Genomic DNA, 18,819 nt, shown 5'->3' on the forward strand with positions numbered 1-18,819 from the left:
TCTATGAAAACTTTGATTATAGCGGAAGCAGGCGTTAACCATAATGGAAGTATGGAAATGGCGCATCAACTGATCGACGTCGCCGCGGACGCCGGAGTGGATATTGTAAAGTTCCAGACGTTCGAAGCGGATAAGTTGGCGACGAAGTCGGCCGAAAAAGCCAATTATCAAAATAACACAACAGATTCTTCCGAGTCTCAGCTGGAGATGCTGAAGAAGCTTGAATTATCGAAAGATGGTCATTTTTCTTTGATCGAACATTGTAAAAATAGAAATATCGAATTCTTATCTACCGCTTTCGACCTACATAGCCTCGCATTTTTAAATGAATTGAATTTAAGAAGATATAAGATTCCTTCCGGAGAAATTACAAATCTTCCTTATCTTCAAAAGATCGGAAGTTTAGGAAAACCGATTATACTTTCGACGGGTATGGCAACTTTAGGTGAAATAGAATCTGCAATTTTTGTTTTGGAAAAAGCCGGCTTAAAACGACAGGAGTTAACCGTTCTTCACTGCAACACCGAATATCCAACTCCTTTTTCTGACGTAAATCTGCTCGCGATGGAAACAATAAGACAAAGTTTTAAGGTTTCAGTGGGTTATTCCGATCACACTTCCGGCATTGAAGTTTCAATCGCCGCGGTGGCACTGGGAGCGGGCGTAATCGAAAAACATTTTACTCTGAATAAATCTTTGCCCGGACCCGATCACAAAGCGAGTCTTGAACCGAATGAGTTAAAAGCTATGGTCGATGCGATCAGGAACATCGAACGCTCATTAGGTGATGGAATCAAACGTCCGACTCCTAGCGAATCGAAAAATATCCAGATCGCTCGTAAATCGATCGTTGCAAACTCTAGGATCAAAGAGGGTGAAGAGTTTACGTCCAAAAACCTTTCCGCCAAAAGACCGGGGACGGGAATTTCTCCGATGCGACTCAATGAAATTATCGGTTTAAAAGCGAAACGAGATTTTGCCGAAGACGACTTGATCGAACTATGAAAAGAAAAGTTTCCGTTGTTACCGGAACACGCGCCGAATACGGCTTACTGCGTCTTTTGATAAAAAAGATTTTAGATTCTAAAAATATAGAATTGCAGTTGATCGTTACGGGAATGCATCTTTCCCCCGAATTCGGATCCACGTATCAAGAAATCGAATCGGATGGTTTTTCAATCGATAGAAAAGTGGAAATGCTTTTGAGCGCGGATACTTCTTCTTCGATTTCGAAGTCTATCGGCTTAGGCCTTATAGGATTTGCGGACGTCTGGGCGGATCTAAAGCCCGATCTTGTTGTTCTTCTGGGAGACCGTTTTGAAATTTTTGCTGCGGCTTCTTCGGCGATGGTTTCCAAAATTCCTATCGCTCATATCCACGGAGGAGAAACGACGGAGGGCGCCTTTGATGAGTCGATTCGTCATAGTATTACGAAAATGTCACATTTGCATTTTGTGGCCGCGGAAGAATATAGAAAGAGAGTGATTCAATTGGGTGAAAGTCCGGATCGCGTTTTCAACGTCGGCGGACTTGGAGTAGATGGAATTCGGAATTTAAGTCTGATGACTCGTTCTGAGCTGGAAACTTCTCTTAATTTCAAGTTTGGTCCTAAGAATCTATTGGTTACGTTTCATCCTGAAACTTTGGATTCTTCTTCCCCTAAGTTTCAATTTGAAGAATTACTAAAAGCGTTAGATCGTCTATCGGACACTTCTATTATTTTTACACTTCCGAACGCGGATACGGGGAGTCGCGAAATTATTGAATCCATCCACGAATTCGTAAGTTCTCATAGAAATAGCGTCGCCTTTACTTCTTTAGGCCAAAGGCGTTATTTTTCTTGCATACAGTTTGCCGACGCGGTGATCGGAAATTCTTCGAGCGGCCTTCTTGAAATCCCGACTTTTAAGAAAGGAACAGTCAATATCGGTGGCAGACAACGCGGTCGTCTAAAAGCGAAAAGCGTTATAGATTGTGAAGCAAGTGAGAAGTCGATCCTTAACGCGATTGATACCCTTTATTCAAAAACATTTCAAGAATCTCTAATGTATGTTAGCAATCCTTACGGTGAAGGGAACGCTACTGCGAAAATTCTCGAAGTTATCGAAAGTTTCGAATTAGACCGGATTCTTCAAAAGAAATTTTTCGATCTGAACGCATAAGTTAACAATGACAACAGCATGGCATTCGGCTTTACTACCCTTTAAATCCACGATTCAAGACGTAATTCGTAACCTTGACGATTCGGCCTTACAAATCGCGCTGATCATTTCGGAAGACGGTCTTCTTATCGGTACGATTACTGACGGAGATATTCGAAGAGGGTTGCTCCGAGGTTTGGATTTAAATTCTCCTATAGATTCTATCGTATTTCGAGAATCGTTAGTGGTCACTCCTCAGATGAGTAGAGACATGGTGATCCAGCTCATGCAGGCAAATAAAATTCATCAACTCCCGATCGTTGACGAGAGAAGAAAGGTAGTAGGACTTTATCTTTGGGATGAAATTTTAGCTCCTTCTCAAAGACCTAACACTTTTGTGATTATGGCCGGAGGTAAAGGAACTCGATTACTACCTCATACTGAAAATTGTCCTAAACCGCTTCTGCCAGTTGCCGGAAAACCAATGCTCGAACACATCATTCAAAGGGCCAAAGCGGAAGGCTTTCATAAGTTCTTAATCGCCATTCACTATCTAGGGCATATGATCGAAGAGTATTTTGGGGATGGAAGCCGATTTGAAGTAGAAATTGAATATATCAAAGAAGAGGAAGCGCTCGGAACAGCGGGCGCCCTAAGTTTAATTAAGAATCCTCCTCTTGAACCGTTCATCGTGACGAATGGGGACGTGATGACTGATATCCACTATGGCGAGCTTCTTGATTTTCATATCAGACACGGTGCGACGGCCACGATGGCGGTCCGTTTACACGAGTGGCAACATCCTTTCGGAGTCGTGAGGACTAAGGGAGTGGATATCGTCGGCTTTGAGGAAAAACCCGTGTATAGAAGTCATGTAAACGCAGGAATTTATACTCTGAATCCAAGTGCTCTTTTATCTTTAGAAAATCGCACACATTGTGATATGCCGACTTTATTTGCACGACTTAGCCTCGAGGCGCATCGGACCATTGTTTATCCGATGCATGAACCATGGATGGACGTTGGTCGTCCTGATGATCTTGAAAAAATAAATTCAATAGAAACAGTTGATTTGTAAGGAATAATATCGATGGAAAAAAGAAATCTAATTAAGTTATATAACCTCCCGGAGAAAGTAATATTTTGTAAAAAATGTACCGTTTCCAATCAAAGGCCGAGAATCACCTTGGATGAAAATGGAGTCTGCTCCGCTTGTAACTTTGCGGAATTTAAGAGAACAAAGATCGATTGGAAACAGAGAGAAGAGGAACTCGTTGAACTTTGTAAAAAACATAAGAAGACAAACGGCGAATACGACGTAATCGTTCCCTGCAGCGGGGGTAAGGACGGCGGTTTTGTAGCGCATCAATTAAAGTATAAATACGGAATGAATCCGTTAACCGTTACTTGGGCGCCTCTTAAGGCGACAGAGATCGGAAGAAAGAACTTGGACAGTTTTATCGGATCCGGGTTTGATAATATTCTTGGAACGCCTAACGGTAAAGTTACGAGAAAACTCACCAACTTAGCTTTCAAGTTTTTAGGAGATCCTTTTCAGCCTTTCATATACGGTCAGACTAATTTTCCGATGCATATGGCAATCAAACACAGCGTTTCTCTGATAATGTATGGAGAGAACGGCGAGGTGGAATACGGAGGTGATATGAAAAACGCCTTTCGACCGAATCGAGATATTCAAGATCACGATAAGCATTATTTTTCGGGCTTACCTCCGGAATTTTGGACCGATCACGGAGTTAGCGAACAGGATTTAAAACCATTTATGGCGCCGGCATATGAGGATATTCTTAAGAATAAGACCGAGATTCACTTTTTAGGTTATTATAAATTTTGGGATCCTCAGGAAAATTTCTACTATTGCCAAGAAAATACCGGTTTTACTCCAAACTCGGAGAGATCGGAGGGTACTTATTCTAAATATGCAAGTCTGGACGATAGAATCGACGGATTTCATTATTATCTTGGTTATATCAAATTTGGAATTGGAAGAACCACTTCGGATACCGCTCATGAAATTAGAGATCATAAAATTACACGAGAGGAAGGCGCGGCTCTTGTAAAACGTTATGATGGAGAATTTCCGCAGAAACACTATAAGGAATTTTTAGAATACTGTTCAATTACCGATGAAGAGTTTACCGCAGTAGTGGATAGCTGGAGATCCGATCATCTCTGGGAAAAGAAATCGGGCGAATGGGCCTTAAAATATAAGGTTTGGGAAAGTTAACATCTTCTTAATATGCGAAAGATTCGACTCATTGCAAGATTAGATATCAAAGGCACCAACTTAATCAAAGGTGTTCACCTCGAAGGTTTGCGCGTCATCGGTTCCCCTGCCGAATACGCACATAAATACTATCACCAAGGCGCAGATGAATTGATTTATATCGATTGTGTCGCTAGTCTTTATGGAAGAAATAACTTAAGCGAAATCGTCGAGGATTCTGCAAAAGACATATTTGTTCCGCTTACGGTCGGCGGCGGAATTCGATCCGTAGAGGATGCGACACGATTGTTGAGAAGCGGGGCAGATAAGGTCGCGATCAATACAGCTGCCGTATCCAACCCAAACTTGATTTCTGAAATTTCAAGAAGGTTTGGAAGCCAATGTATGGTTTTATCCGTACAAGCAAAGCAAGTCGGCGAAAAAAAATGGGAAGCTTATACGGATAATGGAAGAGAGCGAACGGGTTTAGACGTCATCGACTGGGTTCAAAAAGCTGTGGATCTCGGAGCCGGCGAAATTCTTTTAACGTCTATCGATCGGGAGGGAACAAGAAAAGGTTTTGATACCGATTTGGTCCACTCCGTCACAAGAGTAGTATCGGTGCCGGTAATTGCGAGCGGCGGTATGGGAAAACCGGAAGATTTGGTAGACGTTGTCCGAGTCGGAGAAGCGGACGCAGTCGCAATGGCGGATATTCTACATTATAACCGATCTACTTTTGATGAAATTCGCAAAGAAGCCGAATCAGCGGGTATCGAGGTGAGAAAATATGTCGTCCGCTAAAGTATTGATCATTGATTACGGAGTCGGTAACTTACTTAGTGTTAGGCGAGGTTTTGAATACTGCGGTGCTGAAGTTGAAATTTCTTCCGATCCGGAAGCGATACTCAACGCACCACACGTTGTACTTCCGGGTGTTGGCGCGTTTGCAAATGCGATGGAAGCGTTGGCAAAAGGCTCTTTAGTTGAAGTAATCCAAACTATTGCAAAAAAAGGAACCCCTCTTTTAGCGATCTGCCTCGGGATGCAAATGTTGATGGATGAAAGTGAAGAATTTGGTATTACGGCAGGACTCGGATTAATTCCTGGTAGAGTTGTCCCCATTCCTTCCTTAACAATGGACGGTAGTAATCAAAAGATTCCTCATATCGGTTGGAGCGAATTGATACCATCCTCTTCGAAATCGAATTGGAAGAATACTATATTAGAAAATACGATTTTAGGTGATTCGGTATATTTTGTTCATTCTTTTATGGCAAATCCGATCAACCCCGATCATCGAATCGCTGATTGTTTATACGGAGGTAATTCCATTTCCGCCGTGATTGGATACAATAACGTCATTGGTTGCCAGTTTCATCCTGAAAAGAGCGGGGAAGTCGGTTTAAATCTATTGAAACGGTTTCTACAATTTTGAAACTTCTTGCTATCATTCCCGCGCGGGGAGGTTCAAAGCGCTTACCCGGAAAGAATGTTAGGATTTTAGGGAACAAACCATTAATTGTTTGGAGTATTGACGTAGCCAAAGTGGTGCCAGAAATCTGCGATACCTTAGTTTCAACTGACGATTCTAAAATCGCAGAGGTTGCAAAACAAAATGGTGCGTTAGTTCCTTGGCTTAGGCCTTCTCAACTGGCAACCGATACTTCGCTTTCAATCGACGTAGTTTTACATGCGCTTGATTGGTATGAAACCGAAAAAGGCAAAGTGGACGGCGTTATATTATTACAACCAACTTCTCCATTTCGAAGCAAAGAATCGGTTGAAAAAGGAATATCTATTTTTCGAGAACATGGAATGCGTTCAACCGTTTTAGGAGTAGAGAAGGCCGATCCACATCCGATGTGGTGTTTTAAATTGGAAAACGGAATTTTGAAACCATTTTGTGAAGACGGAGGTTTACATTTAAGATCCCAGGATTTACCATCCGCGTATTACGTAAATGGAAGCTTTTATCTGACTCCAACAAAAATCCTAAAAGAAAAACATACGTTTTATACCAATGAAATTCTACCATTGGTAGCGAACTCGGAAGAGGAATCCTTCGATATCGACACCGAATCAGATTGGACATCTGCGGAAGACTTTTTAGAAAGGAAGAATAGTAGGTAATTATAATATTGTTTATAAAAATAAAAAATAGAATTATAAATCTTTTAACGTTTTTTCTTTTTTCCAAGAAAGAATGGGGATTTCCAAGAAAAAGCGATCTTTTGTTTTATGATGCGTCCGGGTATGAGTTTTTTAAAAAATATATCGATTCCTATAACCCGGTGATTCTTTATACTCGAGGAGAAATTCTCAATATTCCCATTTTCCTTCTCTCTCTTTCGAAAGGATTTAATATACAAAATTATTTTAAAACTTATATATCCTTTGTTTGTCCAAAGCTGATTCTTACCTTTATAGACAACGATCCAAACTTCTACGAATTAAAAGCGGCACATCCGGAAGTCGCGACGATGTTTGTGCAAAATGGGTTTCGCGGTGAGATCGGCGATATCTTCGGCTATCTATCTCCTAAAGAAAGTTATAACGTCGATTATATGCTTACCTTTGGCGAGGATATCGGAGCCAAATACAACGAGTATATAAAAGGAAAATCGGTTCCTATTGGTTCCTTTAAAAACAATCTGAATCCCGTAGGATCCTACTCAAATTTAATAAATCAAAGAAGTATTCTATTTATTTCTCAATACATTAGTCCGCCTTCAAAAAAAGATGAGCTTTTTTTTGTCGAGCCGGATGGATCTACATATTCTTGGGAGCAATTTTACGAAGCGGAATTTCTTCTTTTACCTGCTCTGAAAAAATTCTGCCAGAGTAGAAACAAATCGATTCAAGTATGCGGACGATCAAAGAAAAAGGATATTGACGAATCTAATTTTTATAATGGATTTTTCGATGGTTTGGAATGGTCGATGACAACGCACAGTTCATCCATTTCAAGTTATGAGCTAATTGATTCGGCTGAACTGATCGTCTTTATTGATTCCACTTTGGGTTATGAGGCTTTAGCGAGAGGGAAGAAGGCCGCGGCGTTTCCGCTTCGATGTAAATCTTTAAGGAACGATTCCTATCGCTTTGGATGGCCCAGTAAATTTTCCGAATCCGGCCCTTATTGGGCCAATGAATGGAATGAGGATTTTTTTTTGAAAAAGCTCGGAGATCTGGACGATTTGACTTCGACCCAATGGAAAAGGGAACTTGAGTCAACGCGCTTTTCGAAGGTGATGGATTTCGATCCTGGAAATTCTAAATTTACAAGTGTTGTTAGAAATATTCTGCAAAAGTCCGAGTAATTAAACTGAGCAAGCCGCTTAGTAGATAAAATATTAGAATATTATAAATTAAAATTCAAGTTTTGGATATATAAATGGAAAAAAGCAAATCTATCCTGATCACAGGCGGTACTGGCTCTTTTGGTAAAGAATTTACAAAAAGAATTCTTACTCAATACCCCGAGGTGAATAGGCTCGTTATTTACTCAAGAGACGAACTGAAACAATACGAGATGTCGCAAGAATTTCCGGAGAGTAAATATCCGCAGATTCGTTATTTTATCGGAGACGTTCGGGATCGAGATCGAATTTCCCGAGCTCTGGAAGGCATTGATACGGTAATTCATGCAGCCGCTTTAAAACAAGTACCGGCTGCGGAATACAATCCTTTTGAAGCGATTAAAACGAACATTATCGGCGGACAAAATCTGATCGAAGCCTGCATAGATCGCGGAGTCAAGAAGGTAGTAGCACTTTCCACCGATAAGGCTGCGGCTCCGGTGAATCTTTACGGGGCGACAAAACTTGCTTCTGATAAATTATTTGTCGCAGCGAATAATTTCAAAGGTTCTCACGATATTAAGTTTTCGGTTGTGCGTTACGGAAACGTTATGGGGAGCAGGGGTTCTGTAATTCCGTTCTTCTTAAGCAGAAAAAAGGATGGAGTTCTTCCTATCACGGATGAAAGAATGACTCGCTTCAATATCACTCTAAAAGACGGAGTGGACCTGGTTCTATTTGCATTGGAGAATATGTGGGGAGGAGAAATCTACGTTCCTAAAATTCCGAGCTATAGAATCCTAGATGTCGCTGCGGCCGTTGCGCCAGAGTGTAAGACCGAAATTATCGGGATTCGTCCGGGTGAAAAAATTCACGAAGAGATGATCACCGAAACGGATGCGCTCAGTACAATCGAATTTGATAAGTATTTCGTAATACTTCCTTCTTTTAAACCAACTTGGTCGATTGACGAATTTAAGAAGGTGTTTAAAGGTGACTACTGCAAACCTGGCTTTCGCTACAATAGCGGCGAAAATACGGAGTGGTTAAGTGTGGAAGAGCTAAAAGCCCTAATCAAAGACTTTGTATTGGTTTAAATATTCGACTTAAGTTTAACCGACAAAAAGTATGAAGAAGCTTTGTATCATCACCGCAAGGGGCGGATCCAAAAGAATTCCTAGAAAGAATATAAAAAACTTTTGTGGAAAACCGATTATAGCCTATCCGATCGAATTGGCTTTGGAATCTAAACTCTTCGACGAAGTTATGGTTTCCACCGATGATCAAGAGATCGCGGACATTTCTAAGAAATATCTGGCGAAGATTCCCTTTTTTCGAAGCGAAAAAAATTCGAATGATACTGCCGGCACAGACGCGGTACTATTGGAAGTGATTCAGGAATATAGTAAGAGCGGAATTGATTTTGATTACGCTTGCTGTATTTATCCGACGTCACCTTTATTGACTCGAAAACATCTGGAAGATGCGTGGGAATTATTGATAAAAAAAGACTTAGATACGGTTTTTTCAGTTATCCGATATGGATCTCCTATTCAAAGAGCTTTGCGGTTTGATACCAGTGGTCTGATTTCCATGTTTCATCCGGAAAATTTAACAAAACGTTCGCAAGAACTTGAACCCGCGTTTCACGATGCCGGGCAATTTTATTTTTTCAATATAAATAGATTTTTGGAAAAAGGAAAACTCTGGACCGACCAAAGCTCCGCGATTCTTTTAAGCGAAATGGACGCGCAGGATATCGATACAGAGGAAGATTGGTCCATAGCGGAATTCAAATATAAGTTTAGAATTCGATAATATTCTTTCGTGTTCGTTTCCCACTGTTAAAGACCGATTCACTAATCAAACCAAGAAATAAAGTTAGAAATGTCTCATAAAAAGGTTTTAATCGCCGGTTCCGAGGGACTGCTCGGATCGTCGCTCGTTCCGTTTCTGAAAGGTTTAGATTATGATGTTATTCGTCATAGTAGAAACGGAGAAACGGAAACGGTCGGTGATCTAGTAGAAAAAGAAGTGGTCTGGGGAATTTTGGATCGGCATAAGCCCGACTTTATTATCAATTTAGCAGCCGCGACCAATGTGGACGAATGCGAGAAAAAACCAAATCTGGCTTATTTGCTGAATGTTAAGATTCTGGAAAATATTACTTCTTGGATAAAGGCAAACGAGAATTCCTCTTATTTGATTCATGTATCAACCGATCAAGTTTACGACGGGGTCGGTCCTCATCTCGAAGATAATGTCAAACTTACGAACTACTACGCATTTTCTAAATATACTGGCGAATTAGTCGCGAACACTGTGAATAGTGTTGTACTTAGGACGAACTTTTTCGGACACAGTAAGAATTCAAAAAGACGAAGTTTTAGCGACTGGATTATCGAATCCGTCGAAACGAATAAAGATATTACGGTTTTTGAAGATATTTTCTTTAGTCCTCTGTCTCTGACCACGCTTACGCAAAAAATCCAAACTGTTCTATCTTCTCCGAAGCGGGGCATCTATAATTTGGGGGCGAGCAACGGAGTGAGCAAGGCTGATTTTGCTTATAAGGTCGTGGAAATATTAGGAAAGTCGAATTCTAAGATTAAAAAAGGTTCTATTTTTGATTTGAATCTTCGCGCCTATCGTCCCCGCGACATGAGGATGGATGTCTCAAAATTTGAAAAGACTTACAATCTTACTCTGCCGACTGTGGAAGAGGAAATTCAAACTCTTTTGCGGGGAGATTGATCGAAACTTATGAAAAGAATCTTGGTAATTGCAGCTCATCCTGATGACGACGTTTTAGGTTGCGGCGCCTTTATTTATAAACACAGGGATAATTTTGAATTTAGAATCATTTTTATCGGAGAAGGCAGCACTTGCCGTTTCGATCTTGATAAGATCTCTTCGGCAGAGGCGCTCAAACAAATTGAGATTCGCACGTCCTCTGCAAAAAAAAGCCTTCAAGTTCTTGGAGTGAAAAATTACAAATTTTACGACCTTCCTTGCGGAAGATTGGATCAGGTTCCAATCATTGATATTAATAAGATTATTGAAAATGAGATAAGAATTTTTAGACCGGAAACGGTCTTGACCCATTCTGAGACCGATGTGAATAACGATCATCGAATCGTTTATAGATCTCTTGCTATGGCTGCTCGTCCGGTGTGGCCTGATTGCGACGTAAATATAGTTTCGTTCGAGGTTTTGTCTACGACCGAATGGAATTTAACGGATCCTTTTGTTCCCAACTTATTTGAAGAAATATCCGAGGAATGTCTAAGGAAAAAATGGGAAGCATTAGAATGTTATTATACTGAAATTAAGGAATTTCCCTATCCGCGTTCTTTTGTCGGCTTGGAAACTTTGGCTAAATATAGGGGAATGCAATCCGGACTGAAGTTGGCGGAAGCATACCGGATCATTCGCTGGAAAAATAAATTTCACTCTTAGTTACTTTGAATAATCTGAATATACTAAAAATATTGTGATAGAGGAAGTCCTTTGAAAAAAGAAATTAAAATCGGTAGTCGTACTGTTGGAAAAGGCCATCCCACCTATGTCATCGCGGAAATCGGCACAAATCATAACCAGGATTTAAACCTCGCGTTGGATATGATTTCTATGGTGAAAGAAAGCGGAGCGGATGCCGCGAAGTTTCAATCGATTCAGTTTTCGGAACTCTATATTGAAGCTCTGGAAACAACGGATTTTCGAGAATGGTTTCGACAAATTGAGTTGGAAGAATCCTGGTATGAGGCTCTTGCAAAACGTTGCGCGCAGGAAGGTATTGATTTTTTGTCTTCTCCAACGTATGAGTCTGCGATCGGGTTATTGGAAAAAGTCAACGTTCCCGCGTATAAATTAGCGTCTCCGCAGGTTCAGGCAAATCTGAAAGTAGTGGAACGCGCGGCGAAAACTATGAAGCCCTTGATTCTTTCCGTCGGCTATTGCGGATACGGAGATATTGTCAGAGCCGTAAACCTTTGTAAATCGGTGGGGAATGATTCTCTGATTCTTCTTCACTGTAATTCAAAATATCCGGTCAAAGCCGAAGAGTCCAACTTAATGTTCATTCAGACTCTCGCTGCGATGACGAATGAATTGACGGGCTACTCAGATCACTCTATGGGAACTCATTTTGGAGTTGCGGCTGTTAGTTTAGGCGCTTGTATTATAGAAAAGCACGTAACTACTGATAGAAATCAAAAGGGGCCGGATCATCCTTTTGCACTTACGTTTAAAGAATTTAAGGATATGACGGAGCAGATACGAGAAGTTCAACTCGGTTTGGGCTCGGGAGCCCGTCTCCATCTATTACCGGAAGAATTAGAAAGTCGTAGGAAAGTTGAGCTGAAAGCGATTTCTAAAAAGCCGATTAAAGCGGGCGAAACGATCTCCGATGAAAATATGATCTTTTACCGTTCCGCACAGAGCGGTGTATCCATTGATTATATTGAACTTTTAAAAAATACTAGATCCAAACAAGACATTGAAGGTGGATCACTCATTCAATGGAAAATGCTGGAACACATTTAAATGGGAGAAACTAACTTGAAAAAATTAATGATCATCGGAGCCACTTGGGAACAACTTCCTCTCATTCAAACGGCTAAGAGCAAAGGTTACTACGTTGTTGCAACCGATTCAAATCCAGAAGCGATCGGTTTACAGTATGCGGATGTAACCGAAAGTCTGGATCCGAGAGACTTAAGTAAAGCTCTCACAATCGCAAAAAAACACAAAGTAGAAGGTGTTGTCGCGGACGAGTGTGATTATTCCCACTATGCAGCCACCTATGTAAACGAGACTTTGGGATTTCCGACGGACGGAATTGCGGCGGCCCAGTTTACTACCAATAAAAGATGGATGAGAGAAAGATGCAGAGAACATCATATTCTTCAACCAAGATTTGTCGCTTGTCGAACTTTAGAAGAGGTTGAAGCGGCGGCTGAGTTAATCGGCCTTCCGGTCATTGTGAAACCGACTGATAATAGAGGAAGTTTCGGAGTTCATAAGGTTGAGAAAAATAACGATTTGAAAGCGGCCTACCTTGATTCTTTATTGAATGCTCATTCCAGAGAGGTTCTTGTGGAAGCGTTTATTGAAGGTACTCATTTAACCGTAGACGGTTGTATGGATCAAAATGGGGAACACCACAATCTCGCTATCGCTTCCAAGAAGGTTACCCCCGGCGATAAACCGATCATTACGGAAGTTCTTTATCCGGCTGCGATTTCCGCTGAGTCTATTGAACACGTTCTTAAAACTAATTCTGCGGTCATCGAAGCTCTACAAATTAAAAAGGGAGCGACTCATTCCGAATACGTCTTGGATGATAAAGGGCGTTGTTTTCTTTTAGAAACTGCGACTCGCGGAGGCGGCGTTTTAACTTCCGCAAAAATTATCCCCGAAGTCAGTAACGTAAATATTTCGGAGCTTATCATCGCAAATGCGATGAATGAAAAGTATTCAGTCAATCTTAGCTTTAATAAAAAGGCAGCGATGCTGACATTCTTTATTTTTGCTCCCGGCAAAGTCAAAACAATCGGAGGCTTGGATAAGGCAAATGAAGTGCCTGGACTTTTGCATATTCAGCTTTCGATCAAGCAAGGGGATGTTTTGCAACCGATGCAATCCGGCGCCGATCGACACGGTTTTGCGATCATTTCGGCAGAGAACGTAGATTCTCTTGAAAAAACTCGCGAATTGATTTTTAATACGATAAAAATTCAATATGAATAATGATTCTTTCTTTAGGTTGAGAATTTTATGATAAATCTTAACGAATTAAAAAATATAGATAAAAAATTGATCGAAAGATATTCGAATCGATATCAAAAATTCGGTCAGGATCCGAAAACTCTTGGCTGGGATAATAAAACCAATCAAGAAACTCGATTTAGGAATGCTGTCAGAGGAATTGATATCTCCGATAAGAAAGTATTGGATATCGGTTGTGGATTCGCCGATTTTCATCAATTTCTTTTGGAGAATTTCCCGAACAAACGTTGCGAATACTCGGGCGTCGATATCAATCCGGATTTGATAGGGGAATGCGTGAAACGTTTTCCAAAGAGTAAATTCGAAATCGTGAATATTCTTTCTCAACCGGAAAAAATTCAAACCGAGTATTTTGATATAGTCGCTATGTTTGGCGTGTTGAATTTTCGTTTTTCCGAAATTCAGAATATGGATTTTGCAAAAAGTATGATAACTCAGGCTTTTCATTATTCCAAGGGCGTGCTCGTTGTGGATATGTTGAGCTCTGTTCTTGATTTTAAATATCCTCCCGACGATTTTGTTTATTATTATGATCCCGTTGAAATGTTGAAATTTGCCTTAACCTTGACTCCTCACGTTAATTTGTTGCAAGATTATAGCTCCATTCCTCAAAGAGAGTTTGTTTTGCAATTAAGGAAGAATCCATTATGATTATAGATATGTTTATTCACCCCGTTTTAAAACCGAGTGAAGCCGACTTATTCAATATAGCTCCGAATAGTTTATCGAATGTTCATTCCCATCTATCCGAAAGTTTCGGAAGAAATCAGATTGCGCACGGTGTGATTTGTTTTTTTGATATTCAATTCTTAAAGAGTAGTTCTCATCTAAATGTTTTTCGCGAGAATAAGAACGATAAACTTTTTTCCTATTCTTACCTTGTTGATTTTAGAGACAAGGATTGGATGGATTCTTTGAATCTCGCGGCTAAGGAAGGATTTAAGTCGATAACTTTTCATTCTTATCTGCAAGAAATTAAGGAATCTGACTTTGATAAAATTAGAAGTATTTGTATCGAAGCGGAAAGGCTCGGTCTTTATATCAATGTTTGCTCCGCGTTTGGAAGTAAGAAGATATACAAATACTATAGTCTTCCCCTGGCGGTTCATATTTTGGACGCGGTATCCTGTCCGGTATTGCTCGTTCATGCGGGTGGGGGAAAGTTGATAGAAGCGCTCTTGATTGCTGAGATGTATCCGAATGCTTATTTAGAGACTTCGTTTTCCGTGACGTTTTGGAAAAATAGCAGCGTAGAAATGGATCTGGCGTACGGGATCCGAAAGTTCGGAGCGGATCGTTTTATGTTCGGTTCCGATTTTCCATTTGTTACCTTGGAAACCGCCATCGAAGATCATAATATCTTTTTTAAAAAGTTTAACCTGGATTTCGAACAAATCGATCAGATTCTATTTAAGACTTCCAAAAAATTATTAAAGTTATGAAAGAATTTTTAAAAACACATCAGTCGCCGATTCTTTTGGATTGTACGATTCGTGACGGTGGTTATGCGATAAATTTCCAGTTCTCGGCAAGAGATACTCGTAATATTTGTTCCAATCTGGATAAGGCAGGAATCCGGTTGATCGAAGTGGGTCACGGACTTGGATTGGGCGCGTCCAATCCTTCCAACGGAATCGCTTTCGAAGCTGATGAAGATTATATCAGCACTGCCAAGTCTGTGACAAAGAATTCTTTTGTGGGTGCTTTTTTTATTCCCGGTATTGGCAAAAAGGAAGATATTAAAAGAGCAAAAGAGGCCGGGCTCGATTTTATCCGAATCGGGAAGGACGTAACGGATTTAGAGGCAACAAGAAGTTTTATCGATTATGCTCAAGAGCTGGGTTTGCACGTCAGCATAAATATGATGAAATCTTATGCGGTCAATTCATTAGAATTAGGTAATATTATAAAAAATATGAACGGTTGGGGCGCTGACTTGATTTGTCTAGTGGATTCCGCGGGTTGCATGATGCCGGAGCAAATTAGGGAGTACGTAAGCGTAATTAAGGATAATTCGGATTTGCCCGCCGGCTTTCACGGTCACAATAACCTTGGAATGGCGAACGCAAATTCTCTGGCGGCTTTGAAAGGAGGCGCTCAATTTGTCGACGCGACTCTGAGAGGGATGGGGAGAAGCGCAGGGAATGCCCAGACCGAGGCGATGGCTTTTATTTTTCAAGAATACGGTTATGATTCTAATTTAGATCCGTTTCTGCTCTTAGAAATGTCTGAAAATATCATCGAACCTTTGATGTTGTTTCCTCAAGGACTAAGTTCTATGGATATTGTAATTGGAATATCTAAGTTTCATTCCGGACATCTGCCTCGATTCAAACGTATATTAAAAAAATATGATATTGATCTTCGTAAGCTGATTATTGGAGTTTCGAAAGTGAACTGTATAAATCCAAGCGACGAACTTATTGAATCCGTAGCCAAGGATTTGGCGAGAATCGACGAATTTAGTTGAAATCCTGTTTTAACGTTTCGAGAAAATAAAGTAGTAAAAGAATATGAAGGCAATATTTTTTACAGAAACCGGAAATGGAATCGGGTACGGGCACCTGATTCGATGTGAAGCGTTAAGGACCGCATTGGAATCAAGTGGAGTAGCTACAGATATCTGCATTTATGTTAAAGAATGGCAAGACTTCAAATATGAAAAATCTACTTTCGTAAATTGGATGGATATGAATCAGCAAATACCTTCGGGAGATATTGCGATCGTCGATTCCTACATATCTAATGATGAAGCTCTTGAACGTATATCTCGAAATTTCGCATTCACTGCGGTCATCGACGATTTTAACAGAATCTACTATCCTTTTGATCTCATCGTAAATCCAAACGTGCACGGCGCCGAAATCGAATATTCAAATCAGAAGGCGGATATCATTTCAGGAAATCTTTATACGATTTTAAGACCAGAATTTAAGAATCGTCGTAACGATTATTCTGTAAGAGATCAAATTCAAAAAGTAATACTTACGAGCGGTGGTAGCGATTATCGACATTTAATTCCCAAATTTTCGAAGTTTGTCGAACGTTATCCTTTGATTGAATTTATAGCTTTGGCGGGAACCGATGAATACGCTGACGAGTTGAATAAGAAATACCAGATTTCAAACTTTAAAATACTCAGGAAGTTAGACGCTAAATCTATGATTGATTTATTATGTTCGTCCGACTTGGTCATTACGGCGGCTGGTCAGACGATGAATGAATTGGCTTTCTTGGGAATTCCGTTTATCGCCATTTGTATCGATTATGATCAAGTAAATAATATTAAATCCTTCTTTGAAAGGGGAAGTGTCGATGAAATTTTAAACTGGGATGACTCGAACCTTTTGGAAAAAGTGGCGAAGCGAATTTCCGTTTTAGAATCGAAAGTAGTCCGAATGAACAAATATGAAATTGGGCGAGCCCTGATCGATGGAAAAGGGGCCGATAATTTAGCCGGAAAAATTATAGAACTTTCAACTCGAAAAATTCCTACATAGTTTTAAATTTTAAAACAAATCTTATTAATCGTCTTTCACGTTTACAATTGAAACGCTTTCTGATCACCACAGCTGATGAACGTTCCTGGAATCAGGAGGAATCGGTTTTATTTTTAGGCGAATGGTGTCTCCGGTACGATAGACGACACGTCTGGTCAGCATTGAACGCTGAAATCGCAATTCCTTACGGGGTCGATCCTAATGTAAAAAAGCAGGATCTAGGATATTTAAGGAATTTAAATGAAGTTTTTTTAGAAGAACTTACCGTTTTTTTAAATCGTCTTCACGGGGTTTCGAATTCGACGCGGTATTGGAATTTAATTTTGGGTCATTGGATCCTGAGATATCTTCGAATTCTTTACAATCGCTACAGAACGATAGAACAAGTTTTGGATCGTTATGAGATTTCAGGAACTATTTCCTTAGATTATAAAGAATTTGATTTGGCTCCGAATGATTCGATTCTCTTTATTTTGAATGCGAATGAGAATTTTTGGAATCATATTCTCAATGTAGAAATCTTAAAGTATTTTGGTCTGAAAGAGATCGTAAAAAAGAATGAGCCGGCTTTTTTAAATAAAGTGATCCCGCTTCCTAGCAAACAGTCTGCTTGGAAGAGGATTCTTCATTATTTCATTGACCAGGTGGTTCCTTTGTTTTCGAGAGAGAAGGACGCCTTTATCATCAATTCGTATTTGCCATTTATCTATGAGTTGAAATTACAAGTAGGCTTAAAGCAGATTCCACAAATCTGGAAGAGTCAAAAATTATCGGAATGGGAAATCGATCCAAATCTAAGAAAAGAATTCCAAATCGCGGTTTCAGGGGAACAAAGTTTCGAATCGTTTGCGCGAAACATGATCGGTAGATGTTTGCCTCTTTGTTATGTAGAAGGGTTTTCTGAACTTTTGCAAAAGTCGAAAAAAGTCAATTGGCCGAGCAAGCCTCGTTTTATCTTTACTTCAAATAACTTTGATACGGACGAACTTTTTAAAGTCTGGTCCGCGGAACGTGTAAACGAAGGAGTACCTTACTTTGTAGGACAGCACGGTAATAATTATGGAACCTTGTATGGACTCGAAAAGTTACCCGAACTCATTAGCACTGATGGTTTTGTAAGTTGGGGTTGGTCTTATGACGAACAAAAGCAACTTCCTGCTTTTGTAATCACTAAGTGCAACGAAGAGAACGGGATTTATGATCCAAGTGGTGGGCTTTTGCTAATTGAACTTCCTCCACCTCTTCGTTTAGGTCCCGAGGACGTATGGCAGGACTTTACTCAATATTTCGAAGAACAACTTGATTTTTATGAAAGTCTACCTGACGACATTCGCAATATGGTGATTGTTAGACTTCACAACTCATCAAAACATTTTGAATGGTTTGATAAGGAGCGATGGAAAGAAAAGTTTCCGACAGTTCAAATTGATCCAAATCATTTGAAATTACAGGATCTAATTGCTAAATCCAGGTTAGTCGTTCATTCTTACGATTCCACCGGAATATTAGAAACATTGAGTCTGAATATTCCAACTCTTTGTTTTTGGAGAAATGATTTGAGTCACTTGGTCGAGGAAGCGATTCCATATTATGAAAGGCTAAAGGAAGTGGGAATCTTTCATTCTTCGCATGCGTCTACCGCAGAATTTATCACTTCACAATGGGACTCAATCGAAGTTTGGTGGCAGAGTGAGGAAGTTCAGTCTGTACGAAGTCTTTTTTGCAATCGTTATGCAAGAAAGGTTCCGAATTCAATTTCGACTTTAAAAAAAATACTCGTGGATGCTTCCAAGAAAACAATCAATTCGGTTCACCCTTAAAGGTGTTTTTTTTTCAGATTTGTTATAAAGGAATTAAAC

The 18,819-nt window shown here is 40.1% G+C and carries 19 protein-coding genes; all 19 read left to right on the forward strand.

All coding sequences use genetic code 11. The annotated features are described in order from the left end of the window. Positions 1 to 3: 3 nt before the first annotated feature. On the forward strand, positions 4 to 1,005 hold the full coding sequence (gene neuB / locus A0128_RS07365) for an N-acetylneuraminate synthase (protein ID WP_069606912.1): 1,002 nt from the start codon (positions 4 to 6) through the stop codon (positions 1,003 to 1,005). After that, on the forward strand, positions 1,002 to 2,162 hold the full coding sequence (gene neuC / locus A0128_RS07370) for a UDP-N-acetylglucosamine 2-epimerase (RefSeq protein WP_069606913.1): 1,161 nt from the start codon (positions 1,002 to 1,004) through the stop codon (positions 2,160 to 2,162). The genes neuB and neuC overlap by 4 nt, the downstream gene beginning before the upstream one ends. A 7-nt stretch (positions 2,163 to 2,169) precedes the next feature. Beyond that, positions 2,170 to 3,219, forward strand: coding sequence for a nucleotidyltransferase family protein (locus A0128_RS07375; RefSeq protein ID WP_069606914.1), 1,050 nt, complete (start codon positions 2,170 to 2,172; stop codon positions 3,217 to 3,219). Positions 3,220 to 3,231: 12 nt separating this feature from the next. Next, positions 3,232 to 4,389 carry an N-acetyl sugar amidotransferase gene (locus A0128_RS07380; protein ID WP_069606915.1) on the forward strand — a complete coding sequence of 386 codons (1,158 nt, stop codon included), beginning with the start codon at positions 3,232 to 3,234 and terminating at the stop codon, positions 4,387 to 4,389. 12 nt (positions 4,390 to 4,401) lie between these two features. Further along, entirely contained in the window at positions 4,402 to 5,172 is a 771-nt protein-coding gene (gene hisF, locus A0128_RS07385) for an imidazole glycerol phosphate synthase subunit HisF (protein WP_069606916.1), read from the forward strand. Beyond that, on the forward strand, positions 5,159 to 5,806 hold the full coding sequence (hisH, locus tag A0128_RS07390; protein ID WP_069606917.1) for an imidazole glycerol phosphate synthase subunit HisH: 648 nt from the start codon (positions 5,159 to 5,161) through the stop codon (positions 5,804 to 5,806). The genes hisF and hisH overlap by 14 nt, the downstream gene beginning before the upstream one ends. Next, positions 5,803 to 6,501, forward strand: coding sequence for an acylneuraminate cytidylyltransferase family protein (locus A0128_RS07395; protein WP_069606918.1), 699 nt, complete (start codon positions 5,803 to 5,805; stop codon positions 6,499 to 6,501). Before hisH ends, A0128_RS07395 begins: the two co-directional genes overlap by 4 nt. 8 nt (positions 6,502 to 6,509) lie before the next feature. Further along, positions 6,510 to 7,691, forward strand: a complete 1,182-nt coding sequence (locus A0128_RS07400; RefSeq protein WP_069606919.1) for an LA_1612 family putative O-antigen biosynthesis protein — start codon at positions 6,510 to 6,512, stop codon at positions 7,689 to 7,691. A gap of 74 nt (positions 7,692 to 7,765) precedes the next feature. Continuing rightward, positions 7,766 to 8,767 (forward strand): UDP-N-acetylglucosamine 4,6-dehydratase (inverting), encoded by a 1,002-nt coding sequence (pseB, locus tag A0128_RS07405; RefSeq protein WP_069606920.1) that lies wholly within the window; start codon positions 7,766 to 7,768, stop codon positions 8,765 to 8,767. 31 nt (positions 8,768 to 8,798) lie between these two features. After that, complete coding sequence (pseF, locus tag A0128_RS07410) at positions 8,799 to 9,488, forward strand: pseudaminic acid cytidylyltransferase (RefSeq protein ID WP_069606921.1); 690 nt, start codon at positions 8,799 to 8,801, stop codon at positions 9,486 to 9,488. A 69-nt stretch (positions 9,489 to 9,557) separates the two neighbouring features. Continuing rightward, positions 9,558 to 10,424 (forward strand): SDR family oxidoreductase, encoded by an 867-nt coding sequence (locus A0128_RS07415; protein ID WP_069606922.1) that lies wholly within the window; start codon positions 9,558 to 9,560, stop codon positions 10,422 to 10,424. 9 nt (positions 10,425 to 10,433) lie between these two features. Then, positions 10,434 to 11,129, forward strand: coding sequence for a PIG-L deacetylase family protein (locus A0128_RS07420; RefSeq protein ID WP_069606923.1), 696 nt, complete (start codon positions 10,434 to 10,436; stop codon positions 11,127 to 11,129). A gap of 51 nt (positions 11,130 to 11,180) precedes the next feature. Then, positions 11,181 to 12,215 carry an N-acetylneuraminate synthase family protein gene (locus A0128_RS07425; RefSeq protein ID WP_069606924.1) on the forward strand — a complete coding sequence of 345 codons (1,035 nt, stop codon included), beginning with the start codon at positions 11,181 to 11,183 and terminating at the stop codon, positions 12,213 to 12,215. 15 nt (positions 12,216 to 12,230) lie between these two features. Next, complete coding sequence (locus A0128_RS07430) at positions 12,231 to 13,421, forward strand: ATP-grasp domain-containing protein (protein ID WP_162274100.1); 1,191 nt, start codon at positions 12,231 to 12,233, stop codon at positions 13,419 to 13,421. A 27-nt stretch (positions 13,422 to 13,448) separates the two neighbouring features. Then, entirely contained in the window at positions 13,449 to 14,111 is a 663-nt protein-coding gene (locus A0128_RS07435; RefSeq protein WP_069606926.1) for a class I SAM-dependent methyltransferase, read from the forward strand. Continuing rightward, a complete protein-coding gene (locus A0128_RS07440) occupies positions 14,108 to 14,902 on the forward strand; it encodes an amidohydrolase family protein (protein WP_069606927.1) in 795 nt (264 codons plus the stop codon). Before A0128_RS07435 ends, A0128_RS07440 begins: the two co-directional genes overlap by 4 nt. Beyond that, the gene (locus A0128_RS07445) at positions 14,899 to 15,930 is read left to right on the forward strand and encodes a beta/alpha barrel domain-containing protein (RefSeq protein WP_069606928.1); all 1,032 of its coding nucleotides are present in this window, start codon (positions 14,899 to 14,901) and stop codon (positions 15,928 to 15,930) included. Before A0128_RS07440 ends, A0128_RS07445 begins: the two co-directional genes overlap by 4 nt. 220 nt (positions 15,931 to 16,150) lie before the next feature. Next, positions 16,151 to 16,960 (forward strand): glycosyltransferase, encoded by an 810-nt coding sequence (locus tag A0128_RS07450; protein ID WP_162274101.1) that lies wholly within the window; start codon positions 16,151 to 16,153, stop codon positions 16,958 to 16,960. Positions 16,961 to 17,007: 47 nt separating this feature from the next. Further along, positions 17,008 to 18,780, forward strand: a complete 1,773-nt coding sequence (locus A0128_RS07455; RefSeq protein WP_069606930.1) for an LIC12162 family transferase — start codon at positions 17,008 to 17,010, stop codon at positions 18,778 to 18,780. Positions 18,781 to 18,819 lie beyond the last annotated feature (39 nt).

It is taken from the genome of Leptospira tipperaryensis (assembly GCF_001729245.1).
Classification (GTDB): domain Bacteria; phylum Spirochaetota; class Leptospiria; order Leptospirales; family Leptospiraceae; genus Leptospira; species Leptospira tipperaryensis.